This window comes from Sulfuricurvum sp. RIFOXYD12_FULL_44_77 (genome assembly GCF_001830725.1).
Classification (GTDB): Bacteria; Campylobacterota; Campylobacteria; order Campylobacterales; family Sulfurimonadaceae; genus Sulfuricurvum; species Sulfuricurvum kujiense_A.
The window spans coordinates 1-7,077 of record NZ_MIBU01000142.1 but is presented as its reverse complement, the minus strand read 5'-3'; the positions used below and the strand labels follow the sequence as shown (position 1 = coordinate 7,077).

The window sequence follows — 7,077 nt, the reverse complement described above, 5'->3', positions numbered from 1 at the left end:
TACTTAAGCTATAATATCAGCATGATATTATGTGACATCGGCAACACATCGGTTGATTTGTTCTGTGAGGGGGAACGCACCAAGCTGAGTGTGGAAAATTTTGATCCTGCGACCCTTCACGATGATGTTTATTACGTCAGTGTCAACACCCTTTTTAATGAACAAATTCAAAAGTATGCAAACTGGCATGATGTGAGAGAACTTATCGATTGGGATAAATACTACCCCACAATGGGGATTGACCGTATTATGGTGTGTGAAGCGGTAGAAGAGGGTGTTATCGTCGATGCGGGGAGCGCCATTACCGTCGATATGATGCGCGGCGGTGTCTATCAGGGGGGATTTATTTCTCTAGGGCTTCGTGCGGCGTATGAAGCGTATGCAAGAGTCTCTCCTGCGTTGGATATGTCATTTAACTTTGAGGTAGATTTAGTTAAAATGGCAAAAAATACTCCCGATGCACTCACGGTCGGTTTTCTGGCTCCTTTGATCTTGAAGATCGAGAGTTTAGGAAAGCCCATTTATATGAGCGGCGGAGATGCACGGCTGTTGTCCCGTTTTTTACCCGAGGCAACGGTGGATGAAGAGTTAATCTTCAAAGGGATGAAAAAGTTGATTGAAAAAGGTGTTAAATGCTAAGTGTCGCACTCCCAAAAGGGCGAATTGCCGAAGATACGTTGGAAATTTTTGAAACGATCTTCGGTAGCAGTTTTAAATTTGATGATCGTAAATTGATCTTAGAGACGGAAAATTTTAAATTTTTATTGGTTCGTAACCAAGACGTTGCGACGTATGTCTACCACCAAGCGGCCGATATCGGTGTTGTTGGTCTTGATACTCTCGAAGAGCAGGGGTTGGACGTTATCCGTCTGCTCGATTTGCAAAAGGGAAAATGCCGTGTCGCGATCGGGATGCGTGCGGGTGAAAAACCCGATTTTACCAAAAGCGAGATCAAGGTAGCGACCAAAATGGTGAATATCACCAAGCGCTATTTTGCCGAGCGTGCGGTTGCCGCCGATATTATCAAACTCTACGGATCGATCGAGCTCGCCCCCCTCGTAGGGCTTGCCGATATGATCGTCGATGTCGTCGAGACGGGGAGTACGATGAAACAAAACGGGTTGGAAGTCGTCGAGACGATTATGGAATCAACGACCCATCTGATCGCCAATAAAAACAGTTTTTTCGAGAAAAAAAGTGAGATATTAGATATTTATGAAAAAATAAATGCTCTTTTGTATGGGAAATAATTAAGCAATTCACAATTGATTAACAATTACTATCTACAATACTGAAAACATACAAAGGATATTCAAATGTCAAAAATTATATTGCCGATGGCGTTGTCACTGCTCGTCTCAAGTGCTCTTATGGCAGAGAGCTTTTCGATTGTTGAATATGTTAATGTAACACGTTCAGCTCCTATCTATTCAACGGTTCAAGAAGAGGTTCCGAGTGAAAGATGCTATGACGTCAAAGAAGAAGTAAGCTCAGCGAGCGGTGGACATTCAGATGTCGTCGGTGCCGTTGTCGGGGGTGCTTTAGGGGGTGTTTTAGGACATCAAGTCGGCGGCGGAAAAGGTAAAACGGCGGCTACGGTCGGCGGAGCGGTATTAGGTACTCTTGCGGGTCAGAATATCGGGAGCAAATACAATACTCCACAAAATGCAACCTATCGAGTCGTTCGCAAATGTGAAGTGACGAACAGTGTTCAATCCCGTCGAGTATTGAGCGGATATAACAATATTGCTAAAGTGAAAGGGAAAGAGATCAGCATAGAGAGCGATCAGCCCCTTAAACAAATTCCCGTTACTATTACTTACAGCTATTAATCTTCATCTCCCTTTTTTTGGGAGAAAAATCTCCCCTTTATTACCCTCTTTTTAACGATAATCTGTTAGAATAATTCATAAATATAAATTTTCTACAAGAACAGGAGTTTCCATGGCACTCAAAGTGGCGATTAACGGAACAGGCAGAATCGGAATTATCGTAGCGAAAATTATTTCTGAGCGGAATGATATTGAGCTGGTAGCATTAAATACGACGGCAAAACCTGACATGTTGGAATATTTACTCAAGTTTGACAGCGTTCATCGCGGGATTGATGCCAAAGTGATCGATGAGAACACGATTGCAATCGGTGGTAAAAATGTCCGTATGTTTCGGGAACGCGACATTGAAAAAGTTGATTTCGGTGGTTGCGGTGCGGAAGTGGTTATCGAGTGTACAGGGGTATTTTTGGATCAAGAGAGCTGTCAAAAACACCTCAAAAACGGAATCAAAAAAGTCATTATGTCGGCTCCTGCGAAAGATGATTCTCCAACCTATGTGTATGGCGTTAACTCTGATAGCTACAAAGGGGAAACGATCATTTCGAACGCCAGCTGTACGACCAACTGCTTGGGACCGATTTGTAAGGTATTGGATGATGCGTTCGGTATTGAAAACGGTTTGATGACAACGATTCACTCGTATACGAACGATCAAAATGTTTTGGATGTTAAACACTCAAAAGATCCTCGTCGTGCACGTGCCGCAGCCCTTAATATGATCCCTACCTCTACGGGTGCGGCGAAAGCGATCGGCAAAGTAATGCCGAAATTACTTGGAAAACTCAACGGCTATGCGATGCGTGTACCGACTCCCGATGTTTCGGTTGTCGATTTGACCGTTAACTTGAGCAAAGCGGTTACCAAAGACGATATTAATGCCGCATTCACTGCAGCAGCAGCCGGAGCTTTTAAAGGGCTTATCGAAGTGGATAACGACAAACGTGTATCCTCTGATTTTATCGGATCAACCTACAGCTCAACCTACGTTCCCGATATGACGAGCGTTGTTGACGGTACTACGGTAAAAGTATTGGCGTGGTATGACAATGAGTGGGGATACAGCAGTCGACTTGTGGATATGACGGTTCTAATCGGAACACACTAATGCTTCGCTATACGAACCATTTTGAGAGCGGGTTACTTGATTCTCAAACTTTGGAAAAAGGGTTTGAGGCCGTTCGTCGTGAAGCCTCTTCAGGAGAAGTAGGGTATTACCACCTTCCCCTTTTATCACAACCCCTTGTGGAAGAGCTTAAAACGATTCTTCATGATATCGACCGTCGTTTCAATACGATTGCCATCATCGGGATAGGGGGATCGTCGCTGGGTATAAAAGCGATAGAGAGACTCCTTCGCCCCAGCACCCCCAATGCTAAAAAGCTGATCTATCTCGAAAACTCTGATCCTATCAGTATTATGAGTGAGATGAAGCAGATTGATAAGTTCCGTACCCTCTTTATCGTGATATCCAAATCGGGCGGTACCGTCGAGACACTTTCTATCTTTAAGCGTCTGATTGTCAGCTTCGAATTACCGTTGGAAAACTCTGATCAGATTTATGTCGTGAGTGATGAAGATTCGATACTTGCTCATTTCGCGGATGATCATCATCTGCGCCGTTTTGTGATACCTAGCAATGTCGGCGGGCGCTTTTCGGTACTCAGTGCGGTCGGGATGGTCCCTTTAACGTTGGCTGGCTTTGATACGGCTGCAATCCTTAAGGGGGCACAAACTTTTTTAGAGCAATTTTGGAAGCGTGAAGAAGACCACATGCTCGAAAAAGCAGCCTATTACGTGACCCATAGCGATCACTATCCTATGAATGTTTTATTTGCCTATTCCGATACTTTCGAAGAGTTTGGCAAATGGGTCGTTCAGATATGGGGTGAGTCTCTGGGTAAACGAAACGGACTCGGTGAGCGGGTGGGGCTTACACCGATCTCTTTGATCGGATCGGTCGATCAGCACTCGTTCTTACAGCTCATTATAGAGGGGCCACTCAATAAAACGGTCACCTTTATGCATATTGAGCATTCGGAAGAGCATTTAATGATTCCTAACCTTTCTCTCAAACATTTAGAGAAAAGCGACTTTGTGAACGGTAAAAGTTTTAATGATCTTATCAATGCTCAGTGCCATGCAACGATGCAAAGTGTGTTGCAAAGCGGTGTCAGTGTTGATGAAATTGCGTGGAAGAAAATCGATGAAGGCTCTGTCGGTGAGCTGATTCTCTATTATGAACTTTTAACCTCGTTAAGCGGAGCATTGTTTGGGATCAATACATACGATCAACCGGGTGTAGAGATAGGGAAAAAGATTTTAGGAACCTACTTCGAGAAGTGATGCTTAGGCGTTTGTGCCTAAGCTTTCTGCATTAAATACTCTTCTGACTCTTTGTTCAGATTATCCATTAGGGTAAAGAGAAGCTGACTTTGTTGTTCCATCTCTTCGAAACTGCTAAGAATCTCATCTTGATGATGGATGGTTTTATCTTCCCCTTCAATATATTTCATATTAGTAATAACAATATTATGAACTGTTGCATGCGGCGTTAGCATTTTTCCATAGCTTGAAAGATGGGAGAAACGCTCTTTTCCTGCCCCTTCATCGTACCATTTGCCTAAGCGGCAATTGTGGTGATCAGAGAATTGGGTTTCCGTTCTACCGTTCGCAATACTTTTATAGGCATTCGATTTGAAGATGATATGGTCAATTTTCGCCAACGTAATAAAGGTGGTGTTTTCAATCGCAGTCGTTTGTATCGCCGCTTTTTTAGCATCTTCGTTGAACATATAGAGGGTTTGACGAAACGAACTGATAGATTCGCTTGAGTCTTGGGCAATCTCATTCATATCTTCAGAGTTTGAGTGGATTTCCGTGGTCTCTTGCTGGAGTGTTTGAACCGCAATACCGATCTCTCCCGTTGCTTTTTGGGTACGTTCGGCAAGTTTACGCACTTCATCGGCAACAACGGCAAATCCTCGACCGTGTTCACCAGCACGCGCCGCTTCGATCGCGGCATTGAGAGCAAGAAGATTGGTTTGGTCGGCAATGTCTTTGATCAGATTGACGACCGAGCTGATCTCCCCCGTTTTCGCATTAAGGGAGTTAATGGATTCGACAGAAACATGTACTAGCTCGATAAGACGGCTGAGTTTGGTAATAATATCTTCTAGCTCATTTACGCTGTTGGATGATTTTTCGGAAGTGGTTTGGCTGATAGCCGCAATGGTGTGAAGGCGTTGAATGGTTCGTTGGAGATCTTGCTGAATCACTTCCATCCCCCCTCCGATACCGGTGCCGATTTGCCCTAATGCGCTGTTGAGTAATGATTTTTGTATATGGAGGTAGTTGGAATGCATGGAACCGATAGCCATATTGACAAAACTGCTGGCCTCTTTGTATTCCCCTTGTAACCCTTTTATATTGATTTTTCGGTGGAATTCATCACGGCTCGCCGCTTCGACGCTGGCGCGGATCTCACGAATAAATACTTCGGTCTGATCGAGCATATTGTTGGTGTTCCAACACAAATCACTGAGTTCTCCGTGATCTCTAATATGGGTGATACGGCTTTCAAGATGACCGATTTCAGCCCCTTTGATAACGGCAGCGACTTCGCTGACGGTGTCTTGGGTTTTTCGTATATTGATAAACATAAACCATGCAAGGGCAAAGTTGAAAAAGTTTAGCAGACGTACCCAACTCCATCCGTACAAAAACATCTCAAGGAGGAGTGCGATGACGAATAGAGCGATGGATGCAATATTGGCGTATTGAATTTTAGAGAGAGAGGATAAATTCGTCATACGACATTCCTTTGTCTTTTAGAATTTGATTCAGTGTTGCCTCTGAAGCACTGATACCGCCGCTTTTTTCTTTTTGAAGGAGCATAGAATAAAGAGGTTTAATAACGTCAAGTGCTTTTTTAGAAGGTTGACGTCGGACAGAATGGTAATTGGTAATTTTTCTATTGGTATCAAATGAGGGGGTGACGTGGGCAAATACCCAGTAGAAATCACCGTTTTTTGTTTTATTCTTGACATAGGCAAAAATCTCTTTTCCCTCTTTGATCCGAGTCCAAAGGAGTTTAAAAACAATAGCCGGCATATCTTCATGTCTGAGTATGTTATGCGGTTGATCAATAAGTTCAAGCTCATTGTAGCCGGACATAGCGATAAAAAGGGAATTACCGTAGGTGATTTTACCGTTTAGATCCGTTTTGGATACGATAAACTGTTCATCACCGAAAGTTAGTTCTTGGTTAGGCATAAAAGTCCTCATCTGTATAATAAAATATCATAAACCGAATCTATTAGTCTAACAGCCATTTCCTGAATGTTTTCCCTTTTATGGGGCGATTGGTCAGTTTTTGATAAATATTTTCGGCTTTACTGCGAGGAATCGCAACATAACTAAGATGATCGAGTTGATCAATCTTCCCAATCTCTTCTTGACTCAAGCCACATTCATGTATAAGAGCCCCGACAATATCACCGGCACGCAGTTTCTCTTTTTTCCCCGCATCGATACAAATCGTACGCATTAACGTCTTCAGTGAAAACTTCTCTTTGATATCGGGAAGCTCTATGGGAGTAATCGGACGTTTGAGATCCATGAAACGTTCATATTGATGATGATTGACCAAGGTAATGGCGACACCGCTTTTTCCGGCACGTCCCGTACGACCGATACGGTGGGTATAGCGTTCGTTTTGGATAGGTACTTCATAGTTGATTATAGCATCGAGCCCTTCGATATCAATACCTCGACCGGCGACATCGGTCGCTACGAGGATAGGGGCACTTAAATTTCGAAACTGGATGATCGCTTCGTTTCGATCAAACTGCTCCATATCTCCATGTAACGTTAGGGCATGGATACCTATTCCGTTTAGGTCATCACATAAAGCGGCCGCATCGACTTTTGTATTACAAAAGATGATGGTATTCGTTATGTTGTGAAGTTGAAGAACCTGTGTAATAGAGGCAAGCTTTTTATTGCAGATATAGGCAATCTCTTCAATTTTCGGTTTGCTAATAGCGTGTTCGGCAGTCACCATCACCGGATCTTTCATAAACTCCGAAGTGATGGTTTTGATCGATTCGGGAAATGTAGCAGAAAAAAGGAGTGTTTGTCGTGTGGGCGGGGTGAATCCCAAAATAGTCGTAATATCTTCGATAAATCCCATATCAATCATCTGGTCGGCTTCATCCAAAACGACGGTTTGTATTTGAGCCGT

The 7,077-nt window shown here is 43.4% G+C and carries 8 protein-coding genes and 1 pseudogene; 5 read left to right on the top strand and 4 right to left on the bottom strand.

Going from position 1 to position 7,077, the window contains the following annotated elements:
* The 5 genes from A2517_RS06020 to A2517_RS06000 all read left to right on the top strand — a co-directional run.
* Window positions 1-639, top strand: a 639-nt coding sequence (locus A2517_RS06020) for a type III pantothenate kinase (protein ID WP_294895124.1), incomplete at its 5' end; no start/stop codon positions are given.
* Window positions 633-1,250, top strand: coding sequence for an ATP phosphoribosyltransferase (hisG, locus tag A2517_RS06015; protein WP_294895122.1), 618 nt, complete (start codon window positions 633-635; stop codon window positions 1,248-1,250). The genes A2517_RS06020 and hisG, both read left to right, overlap by 7 nt.
* Window positions 1,251-1,316: 66 nt before the next feature.
* A complete protein-coding gene (locus A2517_RS06010; RefSeq protein WP_294895119.1) occupies window positions 1,317-1,832 on the top strand; it encodes a glycine zipper 2TM domain-containing protein in 516 nt (171 codons plus the stop codon).
* Between the two features lie 112 nt (window positions 1,833-1,944).
* The gene (gene gap / locus A2517_RS06005) at window positions 1,945-2,940 is read left to right on the top strand and encodes a type I glyceraldehyde-3-phosphate dehydrogenase (RefSeq protein ID WP_294895117.1); all 996 of its coding nucleotides are present in this window, start codon (window positions 1,945-1,947) and stop codon (window positions 2,938-2,940) included.
* Window positions 2,940-4,178 carry a glucose-6-phosphate isomerase gene (locus A2517_RS06000; protein ID WP_294895115.1) on the top strand — a complete coding sequence of 413 codons (1,239 nt, stop codon included), beginning with the start codon at window positions 2,940-2,942 and terminating at the stop codon, window positions 4,176-4,178. Before gap ends, A2517_RS06000 begins: the two co-directional genes overlap by 1 nt.
* A gap of 17 nt (window positions 4,179-4,195) precedes the next feature.
* Here the strand turns inward: A2517_RS06000 and A2517_RS05995 are convergent, their stop codons facing one another.
* From A2517_RS05995 to A2517_RS05980, 4 genes and pseudogenes are all read right to left on the bottom strand, one after another.
* Window positions 4,196-4,558, bottom strand: coding sequence for a CZB domain-containing protein (locus A2517_RS05995; protein ID WP_294895126.1), 363 nt, complete (start codon window positions 4,556-4,558; stop codon window positions 4,196-4,198).
* Between the two features lie 24 nt (window positions 4,559-4,582).
* Window positions 4,583-5,116 (bottom strand): annotated as a pseudogene (locus tag A2517_RS05990) (methyl-accepting chemotaxis protein); the annotation flags it as partial.
* A gap of 502 nt (window positions 5,117-5,618) precedes the next feature.
* The gene (locus A2517_RS05985) at window positions 5,619-6,107 is read right to left on the bottom strand and encodes a PAS domain S-box protein (protein ID WP_294895113.1); all 489 of its coding nucleotides are present in this window, start codon (window positions 6,105-6,107) and stop codon (window positions 5,619-5,621) included.
* 43 nt (window positions 6,108-6,150) lie between these two features.
* Window positions 6,151-7,077 (bottom strand): helicase-related protein (locus A2517_RS05980; protein ID WP_294895111.1); only part of this gene is annotated, 927 nt, incomplete at its 5' end.

Excerpts from the sequence above, each read along its gene's own strand:
- hisG (WP_294895122.1), top strand. The coding sequence starts at position 633 with ATGCTAAGTGTCGCACTCCCAAAAGGGCGAATTGCCGAAGATACGTTG.
- A2517_RS06010 (WP_294895119.1), top strand. The coding sequence starts at position 1,317 with ATGTCAAAAATTATATTGCCGATGGCGTTGTCACTGCTCGTCTCAAGT.
- gap (WP_294895117.1), top strand. The coding sequence starts at position 1,945 with ATGGCACTCAAAGTGGCGATTAACGGAACAGGCAGAATCGGAATTATC.
- A2517_RS06000 (WP_294895115.1), top strand. The coding sequence starts at position 2,940 with ATGCTTCGCTATACGAACCATTTTGAGAGCGGGTTACTTGATTCTCAA.
- A2517_RS05985 (WP_294895113.1), bottom strand. The coding sequence starts at position 6,107 with ATGCCTAACCAAGAACTAACTTTCGGTGATGAACAGTTTATCGTATCC.